Annotated in this window: 13 protein-coding genes and 1 tRNA gene; 9 read left to right on the top strand and 5 right to left on the bottom strand. The window is 69.7% G+C overall.

Annotation, left to right across the window (positions count from 1 at the left end; genetic code table 11):
• Together ACGFIS_RS17280 and ACGFIS_RS17275 are read right to left on the bottom strand one after the other, a co-directional pair.
• The coding region (locus ACGFIS_RS17280) for an IS3 family transposase (RefSeq protein WP_392971577.1) at window positions 1–775 on the bottom strand (775 nt) is incomplete at its 3' end.
• A complete protein-coding gene (locus ACGFIS_RS17275; protein WP_392971574.1) occupies window positions 772–1,155 on the bottom strand; it encodes a transposase in 384 nt (127 codons plus the stop codon). The genes ACGFIS_RS17275 and ACGFIS_RS17280, both read right to left, overlap by 4 nt.
• A gap of 431 nt (window positions 1,156–1,586) precedes the next feature.
• Here ACGFIS_RS17275 and ACGFIS_RS17270 point away from each other — a divergent pair, with 431 nt between their 5' ends.
• A complete protein-coding gene (locus ACGFIS_RS17270) occupies window positions 1,587–2,189 on the top strand; it encodes a hypothetical protein (RefSeq protein WP_392971571.1) in 603 nt (200 codons plus the stop codon).
• Window positions 2,190–2,282: 93 nt separating this feature from the next.
• Here ACGFIS_RS17270 and ACGFIS_RS17265 read toward each other — a convergent pair whose 3' ends face one another.
• Complete coding sequence (locus tag ACGFIS_RS17265; protein ID WP_392971568.1) at window positions 2,283–2,756, bottom strand: GNAT family N-acetyltransferase; 474 nt, start codon at window positions 2,754–2,756, stop codon at window positions 2,283–2,285.
• Window positions 2,757–3,010: 254 nt separating this feature from the next.
• On the opposite strand from ACGFIS_RS17265, the gene ACGFIS_RS17260 reads away from it, so the two are divergent.
• The 3 genes from ACGFIS_RS17260 (at window position 3,011) to ACGFIS_RS17250 (ending at window position 6,843) form a co-directional block, all read left to right on the top strand.
• A complete protein-coding gene (locus ACGFIS_RS17260; protein WP_392971565.1) occupies window positions 3,011–3,916 on the top strand; it encodes a hypothetical protein in 906 nt (301 codons plus the stop codon).
• Window positions 3,913–4,800, top strand: a complete 888-nt coding sequence (locus ACGFIS_RS17255) for a TRM11 family SAM-dependent methyltransferase (protein WP_392971562.1) — start codon at window positions 3,913–3,915, stop codon at window positions 4,798–4,800. Before ACGFIS_RS17260 ends, ACGFIS_RS17255 begins: the two co-directional genes overlap by 4 nt.
• Before the next feature lie 324 nt (window positions 4,801–5,124).
• Window positions 5,125–6,843, top strand: a complete 1,719-nt coding sequence (locus tag ACGFIS_RS17250; protein ID WP_392971559.1) for a recombinase family protein — start codon at window positions 5,125–5,127, stop codon at window positions 6,841–6,843.
• Here the strand turns inward: ACGFIS_RS17250 and ACGFIS_RS17245 are convergent.
• Window positions 6,808–6,893 (bottom strand) — tRNA-Leu (locus ACGFIS_RS17245). The two genes, ACGFIS_RS17250 and ACGFIS_RS17245, sit on opposite strands and share 36 nt — an antisense overlap.
• Window positions 6,894–7,010: 117 nt before the next feature.
• On the opposite strand from ACGFIS_RS17245, the gene ACGFIS_RS17240 reads away from it, so the two are divergent.
• From ACGFIS_RS17240 to ACGFIS_RS17230, 3 genes are all read left to right on the top strand, one after another.
• Entirely contained in the window at window positions 7,011–8,330 is a 1,320-nt protein-coding gene (locus tag ACGFIS_RS17240; RefSeq protein WP_392971556.1) for a M20/M25/M40 family metallo-hydrolase, read from the top strand.
• An 82-nt stretch (window positions 8,331–8,412) separates the two neighbouring features.
• Window positions 8,413–9,102: a hypothetical protein gene (locus ACGFIS_RS17235; RefSeq protein ID WP_392971553.1), complete on the top strand. Its 690-nt coding sequence runs from the start codon at window positions 8,413–8,415 to the stop codon at window positions 9,100–9,102.
• A 137-nt stretch (window positions 9,103–9,239) separates the two neighbouring features.
• Window positions 9,240–10,580, top strand: a complete 1,341-nt coding sequence (locus ACGFIS_RS17230; RefSeq protein ID WP_392971550.1) for a chaplin family protein — start codon at window positions 9,240–9,242, stop codon at window positions 10,578–10,580.
• Window positions 10,581–10,804: 224 nt separating this feature from the next.
• On the opposite strand, the gene ACGFIS_RS17225 is transcribed toward ACGFIS_RS17230, so the two are convergent.
• A complete protein-coding gene (locus ACGFIS_RS17225; protein ID WP_021596264.1) occupies window positions 10,805–10,990 on the bottom strand; it encodes a DUF5703 family protein in 186 nt (61 codons plus the stop codon).
• A gap of 254 nt (window positions 10,991–11,244) precedes the next feature.
• Between ACGFIS_RS17225 and topA the strand changes: the two genes are divergently transcribed.
• Window positions 11,245–13,950, top strand: a complete 2,706-nt coding sequence (topA, locus tag ACGFIS_RS17220) for a type I DNA topoisomerase (protein WP_392905931.1) — start codon at window positions 11,245–11,247, stop codon at window positions 13,948–13,950.
• Between the two features lie 28 nt (window positions 13,951–13,978).
• Window positions 13,979–16,051, top strand: a complete 2,073-nt coding sequence (gene tmk, locus ACGFIS_RS17215) for a dTMP kinase (protein ID WP_392905930.1) — start codon at window positions 13,979–13,981, stop codon at window positions 16,049–16,051.
• Window positions 16,052–16,064 lie beyond the last annotated feature (13 nt).

Genomic DNA, 16,064 nt, shown 5'->3' with positions numbered 1-16,064 from the left:
GACGAGGACGCCACTGACCGGACCGGCCCTGACCAGGACGAACACGCCGCCTAACGATCACTGGCCCCTGTCTCATTTGACTTGACACCTTCCGGACCCGGCCCATCGACTGGGTGATGCCCAGCCGCCGGCAGACGGCCTGGTGGCGGGACGCGGTGTACTCGCTGCCGCGGTCGGAGTGGAAGATCACCCCGTCCACGTCACCGCCGCGCGTCGCCGCCGCCATCTGCAGCGACGCGATCGTCAGGTCCGCGTCATGGTGCTGCGACATCGCGAACCCCAGCAGTCGGCGGGCGAACATGTCCTCCACCGTGGCCAGATACAGCGGCCCCTCGCCGGTGTCGATCTGCGTCACGTCCCCGACCCACAGCAGGTCGGGGGCGACGGCGGTGAAGTTGCGGTGCACCAGGTCCGGGGCCGCCGCCCGCCTGCCCTGGCGGGTCAGCGACCGGCGCCTGCGCGGACCGGGCCGCCCGGCCAGGCCGAGCTCGACCATCCGCGCCGCCACCGTGTTCACCGACACCCGCCAGCCCTCCTCACGCAGATCATCGGTGACCCGCGGGGACCCGTAAGTGCCCCCGGACGCCTCGAAGGACCGGCGGATCGCCTCATCCAGCTCGGCCCGCCGCCGCTGCCGCCCAGTCGGCGCCTGGACCCCGATCCGCTGCCTCCACTTGTAGAACCAGGACTGCGAGACGCCCAGCGCCCGGCAGGCCACGGCGTGGGGGACGTCATGGACGGTCTTCTGGTCGGCGATGAAGGCCGCCACGCTCACCGGCCCTCCGCCTCCTTCACCCAGAGGACCACTGATCGCTTGAGGACATCACGCTCCATCTCCAACTGAGCGCGCTCGGCCTCCCACGCGGCGCGCTCCTCAGCATGCCGCCGGGCCATCTCGGCCTTCTGCCGGCGCAGCCGCGCCAGCTCCTCCCGCTCGGACTCACTCAGCCCCGAGCCCTTGGACGACTTGGACAGGGCGCCGCCTCCGTTCCCGCCAGAACCGGCCAGCCGATCCTTCTTCACCCAGTTGTGCAGCGTGTACTGGTTGATCCCCAGATCACGCGCCACCTGCGCAACCGGCCGGCCGGTCTCCTGCACGATGCGCACCGCTCCGGCTCGAAACTCCGGATCGAACGAGCGTCTCTCGGTATCCAACGACCCAACCTTCTCCCAGGTTCGGTCTCCACGATCTCAGGGGAAGCGCAAGTCCCCGCAGTGCTCGGCGTGCCAGATCCAGCACCGTGCTGCCGCCGCCATGTTGACCTGTCTGTGGAGGCGGCGGCCGGCAACTACGTACCAAGGAGGAGAGACGGGGAGGAAGCGCGTTTCTTAAGGTGTCCGAAGCGGGCCATACCGCTCCTGGTAAATGCGCTGTCCCTAGGATCCCGGTCATGTCCTCCCCGTTTGATCTTGTGGATGAACTCGCTGCGGGCTTGGAGAACGCCGATGCTGCGTTTCGGTTCATATCCCGCTACTGCGCTGCGTGGACGACTCCGTTGGCCAGGCCAGACGCGTACTCCCTGGGGGAGGTACAGGAGGTTGAGCGGAGGTTGGGGATCGCTCTTCCGGCGTCGCTGAGGGAGGCGTTGCTGCTCTTCAGCAGGCGGTATGTCGGATCCGTCGATCCGGACCGCAGCCTCATGCATCGCCTGATAGGGGTCGAGCGCTTCGACATCGATGCGGACCTACGGGCGTTGATGTACCAGGCGGAGAATCAGGGGGTCTGGGAGCGCTATGTGCGCCTGGAAGACATGCATCTGGACGACCCTCCGACGTTCCAGACTACGAACGACTACTCTGAGTTGCGACCGTTCACCGATCGGTTGTCGGTGGCACTCTTAGATCTGGTGCTGCGCGAACACTGGTGGCACGACAAGCGTCTGATCGTTTACGGCGAGCTCCGGCAGGAGCAGATCGCCGATCTGGCCGACCGTTTCGAGGAACTGGCACTGTCCTCGGTCGTGCCCTGCTACGACTGGATCGTCCCCATGTCGCCTGATCGCTGGTTCCTGGCCCCCGAGGTCCTGGTGCATCTCGAACACACCATGGTCACGACAGAGCAGGAGTGGCAGAACGATCCGTGGGGGAGACGACGTCCGGGAACCGCCGCCAACCTCACCTTGCGCGGACGCACCTCGGAATCACTCCATGCCCTGATGCCTACCTTGCCCGAGCAGTGGTTCGCCTGACAGCAGCTCCTTCCCGAGATGCGGGACTCGGGCGACGCCTCGCCCGCTGATTGCCTGCCGGACTGTGCAGGTGCGCCCGAAGCGTTCAGTGCGTCATCCTGTCGCAGGGGAGAGTTGGAGCTGAAAGACGATGCGGTCGACCGTGGGTCCGTCGTAGTCGGCGACGGGGCCGATGACCGTGAAACCCATCGCGGTGTGGAAGGCGATGGAACCGTAGTTCTGCGGGGAGGTGATTGCCTTGACCTTCGTGCGATGCTCGGCCGCAACTAGATCGAAAAACTGCTGGTAAAGGCGACGAGCCAGCCCGTTACCGCGAAGATGGGGTGCGATGCCGACGGCGTGGATGTAGGCGGTGTCAGGCATCGAATGGGACAGGAGCCCGACGAGGAACCCCGCCAGGCCATCGCCGTCTTCAACTACCAGGCTGGTGCGATGGAAGTGGTCCAAGTACAGCCGGGGCAGAATCGACCTGATCGGCCGCCCCCACCAGTCATCCACCACACCGACGATGCGGCCGTAATCATCCGGCTCAGCCAGCCGCAGATGCACCCCCTGGTCCACGACCATGATCGTCCCAGCAACGCCCATCCACTGTCCAGAGTCCTTGGCGACTCATTCCGTTAGGACCTCTTAGCGGGATGGGATCGCGACGCTCCAGAGCGTACACAGAACACTCCATAGTCAGGCGAACACCGCTGGACAGCGCGACGGAGTGGTGACCTCCGACTGGAAATCGCGCTGGACGTGTCCAAAATCAGGCAGGGCGCCGTCCAGTTACTTGGTGAGACAGGGGACCGGGCGACCATCACGGGTCACCCGACATGACCAGCACCAACAAGCCGAACCCGACACCCGCCAGCAGCGCGCGGCAGCTTCTGCCGCTGTCCGTCTGGCTCTGCCCGGACGACACCACCGACCAGCCCGCCCACGACGCGCAGCCCTGCCAGGGCCCCGCCCACCGGGCACCCCGCACCCGCGCCTGCGAACGGCACCAGGGCACCATCAGCTCCGGGCTCGCGCGCCACCTCATCACCACCGCCACCGGCGAAGGCGACGTCATCGCCGAGGCGTTCATCACGAACTCCGCCACCCTGCGCACGGCGGCCGAACTCGACCGGCGCGCCGTCGCCTGCGTCCCGCACTTCCCGCTCGCCCAGCACATCGGCGCGCAGCTACGCGCCCACCTTCCGCACGAACACCTTGCACGTGTTGTGATGCGGCCCTGTCGCGCCGACCAGATGCATCTCGGCCTGGCCGACTACTCCGGGCAAGTCGCGCTGGTCATCGCGGCACCACCCACCGTCGGCAGCCGCACCACCGACGCGAAAGCGACACGGGCCCGGGGTGCGTGCCCGGCGTGCTTGTCGGACGTCTTGACCAACAGTGCCTTCCACGCTCGATCGTTCCTGCCAGCCGCCTACAGGGTGCTGCGGCCCGGTGGCCACCTCGCCGTCGTGACCACCGCCCGACACCACAACGGGCACCTCATCGACCCCGCACCGGCGATCATCCGCGAGGCCCGCAAGGCCGGGTTCCGCTATAGCCAGCACATCATCGCCGTCCGCGTTCCGGTCGAGGGCGACACCCTGCTCATCCAGGCCAGCCCCGACAGCCTCGGGCAACTCCGCGACATCCGCTCCCGGGCCCTGCCACCCGCGGCCCGAGTCCACGCCGACGTCTGCATCCTCACGCGACCGGGCAACAGCGGCCAGGAAGGTGACCGATGAACACCAGCACCCACACCGAGACCCGCAGACTCGCGTCCGTACTCCTCACCGGCCAGCGGCCCTCACGCCTCCAGCGCAAGGGCCGCTACATGCCCGAGTCGATGACGCACCCGGCCAAGATGCTCCCCGCGATCGCCGCCAAGGTCATCGCCACCTACACCGAACCCGGCGACCTGGTGATCGACCCCATGTGCGGCATCGGAACCACCCTGGTCGAAGCCGTCCACCAAGGACGCGACACCACCGGCATGGAGTTCGAAGCGCACTTCGCGCAGATGGCCGCAGGGAACCTACGGCATGCCCGCACTCAAGGAGCCACCGGCACCGGACAGGTCGTCCACGGCGACGCCCGAAACATCGCCACCGCGCTCGCCGACCTCACCGGCACCGCCGCGCTCGTGCTGACCTCCCCGCCCTACGGGGCGACTACCCACGGGCAAGTATGCACCGGCCGAGACAACGGCGGTGGAAAGATCGACAAGTCCCACAACCGATACTCCACCGACCGCCGCAACCTCGCCCACCGCCCGACCGCCGAACTCGTCGCAGGGTTCGGACAGATCCTCACCGGGTGCGCGGCGCTGCTCCGCCCAGGCGGAGTCATCGCGGTCACTGTCCGCCCCTTCCGCGTCGCCGGCGAACTCGTCGACCTGCCGGGCCAGGTCATCACCGTCGCCGAAGACAACGGCCTGGTCCTGGCCGACCGTTTCGCCGCCCTGCTGTGCGGCCTGCGCGACGGGCAGATCGTCACCCGCGCTTCGTTCTTCCAGATGATCGAATCCCGCCGCCTCCGCGAACACGGCATCCCAGCCATGGCCACCGCCCATGAGGACCTGTTGCTGTTCCAGGTACGCACCGAACTGCGTCCCGGAGGCGGTTGGTGAAGCTCCAGCGTGGTTCCGGTGAGGAGCCGGACTGCTCGCCGAGCATATGGTCGCCGCGAAGCCCCACGGGCTTGACATGGCTTGACCTTGCCCAACGAGGTCGGGCTGGATCGACCAGCCGATTCCGGTTCGCCCGCGCCACCGGAACGTGCGGGGCGGTCACTCGATGAGTACCCCGGACAAGAGAAAACGACAGGTCCGGGTCTCGACGCCGGACGAGCCGCCACGGCTCACACCGGACGTGGCTCACGTCCTGCTGCGGATGGTGCTCAACGCACGCTCCCGCCCAGGCCCGGATCCCAAGCGCCAACAGGAGAACAACGAATGACAGTGTCGAATGTGCCGCTGCCGCAGGCGGCTGTCCAGCAGCAGGGGTTGAGGTTCGCCTTCTACGGGCGGGTCTCGACCGAGGACAACCAGGACCCAGCCGCATCACGCGCCTGGCAACTCCGCCGCGCGACGGGCCTCGTCGAGCCCAAGGGCGGAACGATCGTCGCCGAGTACTTCGACGTCGACAAGTCCCGCTCGATCCCGTGGGCCCGCCGCCCGCAAGCCTCCGCGCTGATCGAGGCGCTCAAGAACCCTGTCCGCGACTTCGACGCGGTCGTTGTGGGCGAGCCGCACCGGGCCTTCTACGGCAACCAGTACTCGCTCACGTTCCCGCTGTTCGAGCACTTCCGGGTGCCACTGTGGGTACCGGAGGTCGGGGGCGCGATCGACCCGGCCAACGAAGCCCACGACATGATCATGGGCGTCTTCGGTGGCCTGTCCAAGGGCGAGCGCAACCGCATCAAGATCCGCGTCCGGTCGGCCATGGCCGCGATCACCGCGACCGAGGGACGTTACCTCGGCGGCCGCCCGCCCTACGGGTACGAGCTGATCGACGCCGGACCGCACCCCAACCCGGCCAAGGCGGCGGATGGCAAGCGCCTCCGCCGTCTGGTCGCGCATCCGGCCTACTCGTTGGTGGTGAAGTGGATCTTCACCCAGTTCATCGGCGGGCGGGGCATCTTCGACATCGCCGAGGAACTCACCCGCGAGGGCGTCCCGTCCCCGTCTGCGGCCGACCCGACCCGTAACCAGCACCGGATCCAGGTGGCCTGGTCGAAGTCGGCTGTGCGGGTCATCATCACCAACCCGCGTTACACCGGCCGCCAGGTCTGGAACAAGCAGCGAAAGGACGAGGTCCTGCTCGACGTTGAGGACGTCGCGCTCGGCCACACCACCAAGCTGCGTTGGAACGACCGCGACCAGTGGGTCTGGTCAGAGCAGCAAGCCCATGAAGCGCTCGTGCCGGTCGAGGACTTCGAACGCGCCCAGGCCATCCTGGCCTCACGCGGACGCGGCCCTGCGACGCACAAGCCGCACCGGACCCGGCGCCCCTACGCGTTTCGAGGGTGCCTGCAGTGCGGATACTGCGAACGCAAGATGCAGGGCAACTGGAACAACGACCAGGCGTACTACCGGTGTCGGTTCCCGGCCGAGTACGCGCTCGCCAACAAGGTCGTCCACCCCAAGGTCGTCTACCTGCGCGAGGCCGAGATCATCGAGGACATCGACACCTGGCTCATCACAGCGTTCTCGCCGACCCGCATCAAGGCCACGATCGAGGCGATGACCGCGCAGGCCAGCGGCACCGAGAACACCGCCGCCACTCGGTTCCGCAAGCAACTCGCCACCTGTGACCAGCGCCTCAACCAGTACCGCGCCGCTCTCAACGCGGGCGCTGACGCCGTCCAGGTCGCGGCATGGATCAACGAGACCGAGCAGGAACGCGCTCGGCTGAAGGGCGAGTTGAGCGCCATCCCGGCAGACCAAGCGGTCTCCAGCGACGCGCTGGCCGAGCTGTTGCACCAGACCGGCGAACTCGCCCGCGCGGTCGTCCATGCCTGCCCCGACGACAAGGCGGACCTGTACGCGAAGCTCGGGCTGAAGATGATGTACTACCCGCAGAAACAACTAGTGGAAGCCAGGGTGGTCCCGACTTCCACATGTGCTAATGGTTTGTGTCCGAGGGGGGACTTGAACCCCCATGCCCCGTAAAGGGCACTAGCACCTCAAGCTAGCGCGTCTGCCTATTCCGCCACCCGGACCGGTTGCAGGCCGCAGCGTGGCTGCGGCCGGTTCACCATACCAAAGGAGACGAGTCGCGGCGAAGTCGATCGACGGGGCACCATGGGGGCCGACAGGTGAGGACGCGAGGCGCGAAGGTGATCACTGTGGGCCAGCAGCCGACCGCTGAGGACGAGGTCGTCCGGCTCTGCCAGGAGCTGATCCGGATTGACACGAGCAACCCGGGTGATCACTCGGGGCCGGGGGAGCGGGCGGCGGCCGAGTATGTCGCGGGAAAGCTCGACGAGGTCGGGGTGGAGTCGCGGATCTTCGAGTCGCATCCGGGGCGGGCCAGTCTCGTGGCGCGGATCGAGGGGGAGGACCGCGGGCGGGACGCGTTGCTGCTGCACGGGCATCTCGACGTGGTGCCGGCGCGGGCGGAGGACTGGACGCACGACCCGTTCGGGGGAGAGATCGCGGACGGGTGCGTCTGGGGTCGCGGGGCCGTGGACATGAAGGACATGGACGCGATGATCCTGGCCGTTGTGCGGCAGCGGCTCAGGGAGGGGCGCAGGCCGCCGCGGGACGTGGTGCTGGCCTTCCTGGCCGATGAGGAGGCCGGGGGCAAGTGGGGGGCGCAGTGGCTGGTGAGGGAGCATCCGGAGTTGTTCGAGGGGTGCACCGAGGCCGTGGGAGAGGTCGGCGGGTTCAGTTTGACGGTGCCCGGGGACCGGCGGATGTACCTCATCGAGACGGCGGAGAAGGGCATCGCCTGGATGAACCTGACCGCCAGGGGGACCGCGGGGCACGGGTCGATGGTGCATCCGGACAACGCGGTGACGGCCGTGGCGGCGGCGGTCGCGAGACTGGGGTCGCACGAGTTCCCGGTGCGGTTGACGAAGTCGGTGCGGGCCTTTCTGGAGCGGGCGTGCATGGCGTACGGGGTGGAGTTCGATCCGGAGCGGCCGGAGAAGTGCCTGGAGGAGATCGGGCCGCTGGCGCGGATGATCGGGGCGACGCTCAGGAACACGCTCAACCCGACACGGCTGGACGCCGGATACAAGACGAATGTCATTCCGCAGAGTGCCACCGCACAGGTGGATGGACGGTTCCTTCCCGGATATGAGGAGGAGTTCTTCGCGGTAGTGGACGAACTTCTCGGGCCGGACGTTCAGCGGGATTTCGTTCACCATGACCAGGCGATGGAAACGGACTATGAGGGTGCGCTCGTCGCCGCGATGGAGGCGGCGCTGACCTCCGAGGACGCCGGTGCCTTGCCGGTTCCGTACTGCCTGAGCGGTGGGACGGACGCCAAGTCGTTCGCGCGGCTGGGCATGCGGTGCTTCGGCTTCGCGCCGCTGAAATTGCCCCCAGAGTTGGACTTTTCCGGAATGTTCCATGGGGTCGACGAGCGCGTTCCCGTGGACGGTCTGCGTTTCGGCGTCAGGGTCCTCGACAAATTCCTCGACCGCTCCTGAATTTGCCATTGCCAATGCGCTCCGTGGTGGTATCGTCACCGTTCGTTGAAGATGGTGTGGCGGCAGCGGAGGGTGTCCGGTGGTGGGTGGCGCGGCGCGGCTTCGGGTGGATTCCGTCCAGCTGCGCCGCGTCGTCGCCGGACGGGCCTGCCGGCGGCTGCTCGTCCTCGGCGGGTTGCTGATCGCGGGCTGGCTCCTCGGGTGTGCGGCGCAGTCCGCACATGCCGAGGAGAGGCCCGTCGCGGGGGTCGTCGCGACGACGCCCGTGCTCGGGGACGCGGTCGAGACCGTCCACCGGCACGAACCGGTGCGCCGGGTCGTGCGGGCCGTGGCGGCGAAGACGCCGGAAGACGTGAAGACGCCGGAGGACGAGAAGGCGACGCCGGACGCGTCGCCCCCTCCGGAGGTCCCGGACGTTCGAGAAATCGCGCACAAGGCCCGTCACACGGCCCGTGTTCCGGCGGTTTCCGCGACCGATCCGGTGCCCGTGGCGCGTGAGCGCGCGCGGGCGGTTTCCAAGGTCGCTCAGTCGGCTCCGGCCGTCGGTCACGTGTCGCAGCGGGTCGATCGGCATCAGCCGTTCCAGGCGCACGACCGGCCGGACGGCAATTCGGCGTCCGGCGCTTCCTCCCCGCACGGTGCGACGGCGGGATTCCCGAACGTCGTCGCGTGGGCACCGGCCCCGCCCCGCGCATCGGTTGCGCATGTCTTCGGCGCCGTTCCCCCGGCCGTCCGCACCGCCGCCGACGAGCCGTCCTTCGCGCCTGACTAACACCTGATCACAGGCTCCGGACGCGTGCCCGTGCGGCTCGGGCGCGCTCGTCCGGTCACTCGCCGTGCCCTCCGCACGGCAGATCTCACGACGCACCGGAGAAACCGTGCGTCTCCCCCTTTAATGAACGGAGCATCATGCGAACGCGCGCAAAAGGCACATCACGTGCAGCGGTGTTCGCCGCGGGCTTTGTCGCCCTCGGTGTCACCGCCGTCCCCTCCAACGCCTTCGCCGACGTCACGAGCGGCGCCGGCGGCATCCTGAGCGGCAACCAGGTCAACGCACCGGTCTCCGCTCCCGTCGACGTGAGCGGCAACGGCGCCTCCCTGCTCGGTACCACGTATGCCACGTCCCGCGGCGGCACCGAGATCCGCGAGCGCGACGGTGCCGGGCAGGAGACGTCCGGTGAACACGGCGTCGCCTCCGGAAACCAGGTCGACGCCCCCGTCTCCCTGCCGGTGAACGTCTGCGGCAACGGCGCCGGCGTGCTCGGGTACGCGGACGCGGGCTGCGACGGCGGCGCGAAGGTCAAGGGCGGCGGCAAGAGCGGCCAGGTCACCGACGGGACGGGTGGCGTCATCGCGGGCAACCAGGTCAACGCGCCGGTCTCCGCTCCCGTCAACGTGTGCGGGAACGCGGTGGCGATCGCCGGTGACGCGGTGGCCGGCTGCGAGGGCGGCGCCGGCGTCAAGAACGGCGGCAGCACCGGGGCCGGACAGGAGACGTCCGGCGTGTTCGGCGCCGGCGGCGGCAACCAGGCGAACCTGCCGATCTCCATTCCCGTCGACATCTGCGGGAACGCGGTCGGCGGCGCGGCGGCGGCTGCCTGCGCGGGCGGCGCGTCCGTCCGCAACGGCGGCCACCGGACGGGCGGGCAGGCGACCGGCGGCGACTTCGGCGTCCTCGCGGGCGACCAGGCCAACGCCCCGATCAGCGTCCCGCTGACCGCGTGCGGCAACGCCGCGGCGCTCGTCGGGCAGGCGGGGGCGTTCTGCGAGGGCGGCGCCCACGTCCGCAGCAGCTCGGGCGGCGACCAGCACACGTCCGGGACGGCCGGGATTCTCGCCGGCAACCAGGGCAACGCGCCGGTCACGGCACCCGCGGAGGTGTGCGGCAACGCCGCCGCCGCGGTCGGCCTCGCGTTCGCCCTCTGTCAGGACGGATCGGGCCACGGCGGCTACCACCCCTACTACCGGGCGACCGGCGAGCCCCTCCCCGCCACCGATGGCGCCCCGGTAGTCGGCGGCCTGAACGTGGCCGACGGCCTGTTCACGGTGACCGGCCTGCCCGCGAGGAACGCCCGGCCATCGACGCCGGGTGCGGGTGTGATCGGGCCGGTGCGGCAGGTCGCGGCGGAGGAGACGATCGGCCCTGAGCCCACGGCCGGGACGACGTGGACGTTCGGCCTGGCCGCGTTGCTGGCCTTCGCCGCCGGGGTGTCGCGGCCGGCCCGCGGGATCAGGTTCGGGCGCCGCTGAAGGGCTGAGGCCGCCGCGGCGTGGTGCGGCAGCGGCGCGGCGGTGAGCGAGACGCTTCGCCCGTCCCGGACGGCGCGGTCCCCCGGGACGGGCGAAGCCCTGTCATCCAGGCCAGGTTGTTCGGCCCTGTCACCTGGCCTGTCACCAGGCAATACGTTCACGTTGCGTCATTTGGAACGTACGTAGTGCTACGCTCCGGGCGGCGGGGACGGCGTCAGAACGTTTCAGAACGTGCGGACCGCGCGGATGACCTTGCGGCGGAGCTGAATACGGCGGCGGCCGTCTGGGTAGAGGCGCAACCGATCGATTTCCCAGCCGCCGCGCTCCGCGTGCTCGGTCAAAATCTGCCGGGCGGTATCACGGGTGGTGCCGCGGGGCAGTGACAGGACGAGGTAGGTGTACTCCGCCATTGCGACCATTATTACTTGGTCTACCGGGGGTGCGGCACCGTACGGTGGCGACCCGGTCCGCGCGGCGCCCGGCGGCATGTCATCCTGTCTGGGGCGCGCGGCGGTGAGAATCCCGCCCCCGGGGCGGAACGACGGCGGTGAGGCGGCGGAAATGACCCGCGGGCATGAACGCGCCCTCATCTGACGTTGTAGCAAGCCGGTATGAAAGAGCCCGTGTAAGGCAACAGGACCAAGACAGCGAGGTTGGAGCGACTGTGCCAGCCAAGAACGGCACCGCGAACAGTGGCCGGGGCAACGGCGCCGGTACCCGCCTGGTGATCGTCGAGTCGCCCGCGAAGGCGAAGACGATCGCGGGGTACCTGGGTCGTGGGTACATCGTGGAGTCCAGTATCGGCCATATCCGGGACCTCCCGGGCAGCGCCTCGGAGGTACCGGCCAAGTACAAGGGCGAGTCATGGGCCAAGCTCGGCGTGAACGTCGAGCACGGGTTCGAGCCGCTCTACGTGGTCAACGCCGACAAGCGGCAGCAGGTCCAGAAGCTCAAGAAGCTGCTCGCCGAGGCCGACGAGCTCTACCTCGCGACGGACGAGGACCGGGAGGGCGAGGCGATCGCCTGGCATCTCCAGGACGTCCTGAGGCCGAAGGTCCCCGTGCACCGGATGGTCTTCAACGAGATCACCAAGGACGCGATCCAGCGTGCCGCCGCGAACCCGCGTGAGCTGAACATGCGGCTGGTGGACGCGCAGGAGACGCGCCGCATCCTGGACCGGCTCTACGGGTACGAGGTCAGCCCCGTCCTGTGGAAGAAGGTCATGCCGAAGCTGTCGGCGGGCCGGGTGCAGTCGGTGGCGACGCGGCTGGTCGTGGAGCGGGAGCGGGAGCGGATCGCGTTCGTCCCGGCCCACTACTGGGACATCGCCGCGCAGTTCGACACGGGCAAGGCGGAGGAGCCGAAGGTCTTCAAGGCCGGGCTCCTGTCCGTGGACGGCAAGCGGGTGGCGCAGGGCCGTGACTTCGCGTCGGACGGCACCCTGAAGTCGCGGGACGTGCTGCACCTGGACGAGGAGGCGGCGCGGGGCCTGGCGGAGCGGCTGCGGGGACGGCCGTACGAGGTCAAGTCCGTCGAGCGCAAGCCCTATACGCGCAAGCCGTATCCCCCGTTCCGGACGACGACCCTCCAGCAGGAGGCGAGCCGGAAGCTGAGCTTCTCCGCGAAGTACACGATGTCGGTGGCGCAGAAGCTGTACGAGAACGGCTTCATCACCTACATGCGAACCGACTCGATCACGCTGTCGGAGACGGCGATCACGGCGGCGCGGCGGCAGGCGGCGGCGCTGTTCGGCGGCGAGTACGTCCCGGACAAGCCGCGCGTCTACGCGTCCAAGGTGAAGAACGCGCAGGAGGCGCACGAGGCGATCCGCCCTGCGGGCGACACGTTCCGCACGCCGGGGGAGACGGGCCTGTCCGGTGACCAGTTCCGGTTGTACGAGCTGATCTGGAAGCGGACGATCGCGTCCCAGATGAAGGACGCGGTCGGCCAGTCGGTGTCGATCCGCGTGACGGGCCTGTCGACACGGAACGAGCGGGCCGAGTTCAACGCGACCGGTAAGACGATCACGTTCTACGGGTTCCTGAAGGCGTACGTGGAGTCCGCGGACGACCCGTCCACGGACCGCGACGACCAGGAGCGGCGGCTGCCGAACCTGGCGGAGGGCGACCCGCTGACCGCGAACGCCGTGGACGCGGAGGGCCACTCGACCCGCCCGCCGGCCCGCTACACCGAGGCCAGCCTGGTCAAGGAGCTGGAGGAGCGGGAGATCGGGCGCCCGTCGACGTACGCGTCGATCATCGGGACGATCCTGGCCCGCGAGTACGTGTTCAAGAAGGGCACGGCGCTCGTCCCGTCGTTCCTGGCGTTCGCCGTGGTCAACCTGATGGAGCTGCACTTCGGCAACCTGGTCGACTACGACTTCACCGCCCACATGGAGGACGGTCTCGACGAGATCGCCCGCGGCGAGGCGGAGCGCATCCCCTGGCTGTCCAGGTTCTACTTCGGCGACAACGGCGAGGAGGGCCTGAAGGAGCTGGTCGGCGACATCGGCGACATCGACGCCAAGGGCGTCAGCTCCTTCCCGATCAAGGGCTCCGACATCATGGTCCGGGTCGGCCGGTACGGGTCCTACCTCGACCGGGACGGCGAGCGCGTCAACATCCCCGACGACATCGCGCCGGACGAACTGACCGCCGAGAAGGCCGAGGAGCTGATCGCGCAGCCGTCCGGCGACCGGGAACTCGGCACCGACCCGGAGACCGGGCACACGATCGTGGCCAAGTCGGGACGGTTCGGCCCCTACGTCACCGAACTCCTTCCCGAGGCGGCCCCACCCGCCGAGGGGGAGAAGAAGCGGACGAAGAAGGCCGCCGCCGCCAAGCCGCGGACCGGTTCGCTCCTCAAGTCGATGTCGCTCGACACGATCACGCTGGACGACGCGCTGAAGCTGCTGTCGCTGCCGCGCACGCTCGGTGAGCTGGACGGCGAGCCGGTGACCGCGCAGAACGGGCGGTTCGGCCCGTACATCAAGAGGGGCACCGACAGCCGTTCGCTCGCCTCGGAGGAGGATCTGTTCACCGTCACGCTGGAGCAGGCGAAGGAGCTGTTCGCGCAGCCGAAGCAGCGCGGGCGCCGCGCCGCGGCGGCCGCGCCGCTGCGGGAGCTGGGCAAGGACCCGGCGAGCGGGGAGCCGGTCGTGGTGAAGGAGGGCCGGTTCGGCCCGTACGTCACCGACGGCGAGACGAACGCGAGCCTGCGCAAGGGCGACGAGGTCGAGTCGATCACCATCCAGCGCGCGGCGGAGCTGCTCGCTGAGCGGCGGGAGAAGGTGGCCGCGGGTGGCGGGAAGAAGAAGCCGGCGAAGAAGACCACAACGCGCCGCCGAACCTCCGCAAAGTCCGGCTCATAGGGACATCCACGCCGATACCCTGACCGACATGACCAGAACGGGCGCACCCCGGCCGCACCCCGCAGCGTCACCGCCGCCGGGCGTTTCGTCACATTCGTCGATCGGGCCGTTGCGGCGGCTCCGGTTCGCACTGTCGCTGTCCGGCCTCGGCCTGTGGCTCGCCGTCCCGGCACTGACCGCGACGGCCGTATCTCTGACCAGCGACGACGACGCCGCGACGCGCGCGCAGGCGGTCGGCGGCGTGCTGGCGCTGCTCCTGCTGCCGGCGGTGCTGCTCGCACCGCTCGGCGGCATGCTGGCCGCCCGCGCCGACCGCCGGCTCATGCTGATCATCGCCGATGTGCTGCGGCTGGTGGTCGTCGTGACGGTGCCGCTCGTGGACCTGCTGCCGTGGACGTTCGCCGCCGCGTTCCTCGTCGCCTGCCTGAGCCTGCTGTGGACGCCGGCGGCGCGTGCGGCACTGCCCGCGATGGCGCCGGACGAGGACCAGCGCGCCGCCGCGCGCCGGTCCGCGACCCGTGTCCTGTTCGGCCCGGCGCCGGTCGCGGCGCTGCTGTTCGCCGTCCTCGCGCTGATCGCGGACGGGACGCTCGGCCGCGGCTCCCGCGCCGACCTCGCCCTGTACGTGACCGGCGCCGTGTTCCTCGTCTCCGCCGCCGCCGTCGCGATGATCCCCGAGATCCCGGCGACGTGGCCGAACCCCGTCCCCGCGCCGCTGAAGTCGATCTTCCAGGGGCCGGGGACGGCCGCCGCGCGCGGTCTCGGCATCGCCGTCGCCGCGGTGTCCCTGACGGCGGGCGCGGTCGTCGCCGTCGCCCGGGTGCACACCGGCGGGCTGGGCGGCGGGGACGCCGGCTACGGCAGTGTCCTCGCCGGGCTCACGCTGGGGCTCGGCTTCGGGATGTTCCTCGGGCCGCGCGCCCTCGTCCCGTTCAGCCGCCGCCGGCTGCTCGGCCTCGCGGTGATCGCCGCCGCGCTCACGCTGATCGTCATCGCGCTCGTGCAGAACCTCGTCGTCGTCGTGTTCATGACGGCGTTCCTCGGGATGTTCGCCGGGGCCGCCTGGTCGAACGGCGTCGCCGCGGTCACCGACCCGGACGCGCCGGACGACACCCGCCCGTCCGCCTACCTGCGGTCGGTCGTCCTCGTCACCTCGGTGGTCACGGTCGCCGCCGTCCCGCTGATCGCCGGTGCGGCCGGCTCGCACCGCCTCGAACTCGGCGGCGGCGTCTACGACATCGACGGGCCGGGCATCGCGCTGCTCGGCGCGGCCGTCCTCGCCCTGCTGACGAGCCTCGTCGCGTACCGGCGGCTGGACGACCGGCGCGGCATCCCCCTCGTCCCCGACCTGCGCGCCGCCCTGCACGGCGAGATCTACACGCTGCCGGAGCAGGCCGCGGCGCTTCCGCAGCAGCCCGCCCACCGCGAGCGCGGCGTGTTCATCGCGTTCGAGGGCGGTGAGGGCGCCGGGAAGACCACCCAGGCGCGGCTGGCCGCGATCTGGCTGCGCGACCACGGCTACGACGTCGTCACCACGCACGAGCCCGGCGCCACCAAGATCGGTATGCGGCTGCGCGCGATGCTGCTGGACCGCGACACCACCGGCCTGTCCAACCGCGCCGAGACCCTCCTGTACGCCGCCGACCGCGCCGACCACGTCGCCAACGTGATCAAGCCGGCGATGGAGCGCGGCGCGATCGTGGTCAGCGACCGGTACGTCGACTCGTCCCTCGCCTACCAGGGTTTCGGGCGGCAGCAGGCCGTCGAGGACATCGCCCGCGTCAACGCGTGGGCCACGGGCGGTCTCGTCCCCGACCTGACGGTCCTGCTGGAGGTGCCGCCGCAGACGGGCCTGAACCGGCTGTCGGCCCCCGCCGACCGCATCGAGTCGGAGTCGCAGGACTTCCACGAGCGTGTCCGCGCCGGTTTCCACGCCCTCGCCGAGGCCGACCCGGACCGCTACCTGATCCTGGACGCGAGCCGCGCGCAGGGCGAGCTGAGCCGCGAGATCCAGTACCGCATCCGCGAGATCCTCCCCGACCCCGTGCCCGCCGGCACCGAGGACGCCACGAGCACCTTCCCGGCCATCCGGGACTTCTGACCCGGCTAGCCTC

Source organism: Spirillospora sp. NPDC048824 (genome assembly GCF_043198455.1).
Taxonomy (GTDB): domain Bacteria; phylum Actinomycetota; class Actinomycetes; order Streptosporangiales; family Streptosporangiaceae; genus Spirillospora.
This window is presented reverse-complemented; position numbering and strand designations above follow the sequence as displayed.

Excerpts from the sequence above, each read along its gene's own strand:
- ACGFIS_RS17265 (WP_392971568.1), bottom strand. The coding sequence starts at position 2,756 with ATGGTCGTGGACCAGGGGGTGCATCTGCGGCTGGCTGAGCCGGATGAT.
- ACGFIS_RS17260 (WP_392971565.1), top strand. The coding sequence starts at position 3,011 with ATGACCAGCACCAACAAGCCGAACCCGACACCCGCCAGCAGCGCGCGG.
- ACGFIS_RS17255 (WP_392971562.1), top strand. The coding sequence starts at position 3,913 with ATGAACACCAGCACCCACACCGAGACCCGCAGACTCGCGTCCGTACTC.
- ACGFIS_RS17250 (WP_392971559.1), top strand. The coding sequence starts at position 5,125 with ATGACAGTGTCGAATGTGCCGCTGCCGCAGGCGGCTGTCCAGCAGCAG.
- ACGFIS_RS17230 (WP_392971550.1), top strand. The coding sequence starts at position 9,240 with ATGCGAACGCGCGCAAAAGGCACATCACGTGCAGCGGTGTTCGCCGCG.
- ACGFIS_RS17225 (WP_021596264.1), bottom strand. The coding sequence starts at position 10,990 with ATGGCGGAGTACACCTACCTCGTCCTGTCACTGCCCCGCGGCACCACC.
- tmk (WP_392905930.1), top strand. The coding sequence starts at position 13,979 with ATGACCAGAACGGGCGCACCCCGGCCGCACCCCGCAGCGTCACCGCCG.